This window comes from Streptomyces xiaopingdaonensis (assembly GCF_000262345.1).
GTDB classification, from domain to species: domain Bacteria; phylum Actinomycetota; class Actinomycetes; order Streptomycetales; family Streptomycetaceae; genus Streptomyces; species Streptomyces xiaopingdaonensis.
In genome coordinates, this window is record NZ_AJTQ01000310.1 from 1 (window position 1) to 1,264 (window position 1,264).

A 1,264-nucleotide genomic window follows, 5' to 3' on the forward strand; every position below is an offset into this window, starting at 1 on the left:
GGGTCGGCGAGACTGGGTGCGCCCAGCTCGCGGGGCTTCCGCTGCGAGGGAGGAACGCGCCGGTGCGGGTGGCGGACGTGGTGCCGGGGGACGCCGAGGGGGCGCCGCTGGACCATTGCGCTGTCGAACTCCCGCCGCGGTCGGGCGAGTCGGGCACCACCCTGCGCTTCTCGCGTGCCGTCGAAGTGCTCGTGGAGAGGTTGGGCCGGGACGCGGGGATCGGCTTTGCGGGAAGCATGGGGGAGAGCGGCCGCTGGCTGCCCGCGCTCGGGAAGGCGTTCGCCTACGGCACCGCACGGTGCGGCGGTGAACGAGTCGGCTACCTCGTCACGTCGGGCCAGGAGGCGGCGCCGGCCCCCGGCGTGCTGCGCCGCTCCCTTGCCGTGTACGCGCGGGCCGACGCCCGTCGGCAGGGCTGCACCGGGTTGCGCCTGCCCGCGGCGGCGTAGCGGGCTCGTGCCGTCGGCGAGGCGGGGCTGCTGCTCGTGGGTCCGGTGATTCCCCGGCGTCGTCGGGTGACGGTCCCGCGCCGCATCCTCCTGCTTCCACCGGACGGTGCGGTGGCGCCGCCAGGCGCGCCGGACGGGCGACCCGACCGCGTGAGTGGGAAGTTGCTAGCCCTCGTTCGGGATCACCGTGCGTGCGTGCGGTGCCGTCTGCGAGGCCCACTCGCTGCTGATTCCGGCGCGCGCCCGGGCCAGGGACTGCTCCGGGAGTCCGCGCCGTTCGCCCCAGAGGGTCGCCATGCGCTGGACTTGGCGGCCGCCGTCGAGGAACCACTCGGTGCGCTGCCGCTCCGTCCGTGCGGCGGGGGCGCCCTCGCGGACCCAGGTGCGGACGTCCGCGGTCGGGCGGCGGTGCGCTGCCCCCGCGTCGATGCGCTCCTTCGGGGAGCGGCCTGGGCCGTATCCGCCCCGGCTGTGGCGGAGCACCTCTCGGCCGAACCGGGCGCGGTCCTCCACGCGACCGTCCAACACCGCCTCCAGGTTGGCGTTGCGGAGGAGGGCCAGGTTGTGGAACGCCGGCACGACGCTGAAACGGAGGTAGGAGGGCGGCCGTGAGGGGTTGCGGGACCCCGTGTCCCGCGTCTCCGAGTGCGGGCGCGCGTCGAGGAGTTCGGCGGCCTGGGCCCGGAAGGTGTCGTGGAGGAGCGCGTAGCTCTCGGGGTAGGGGGCGACCGAGCGCACCGCCTTGCGCGCGGCGCCCGCCGCCGCGGACGAGGCGAGGTTGGCCCTCGGCTCGCCCGTGGTCTCGTCGGGGAAGG

At 76.0% G+C, this 1,264-nt stretch carries 2 protein-coding genes; one reads left to right on the plus strand and one right to left on the minus strand.

Going from position 1 to position 1,264, the window contains the following annotated elements:
- Positions 1-449: hypothetical protein (locus tag UWG_RS0124095; RefSeq protein WP_237720272.1), on the plus strand; the 449-nt coding region annotated here is incomplete at its 5' end.
- 165 nt (positions 450-614) lie between these two features.
- On the opposite strand, the gene UWG_RS30900 is transcribed toward UWG_RS0124095, so the two are convergent.
- Positions 615-1,264, minus strand: a 650-nt coding sequence (locus UWG_RS30900; protein ID WP_033196338.1) for a hypothetical protein, incomplete at its 5' end; no start/stop codon positions are given.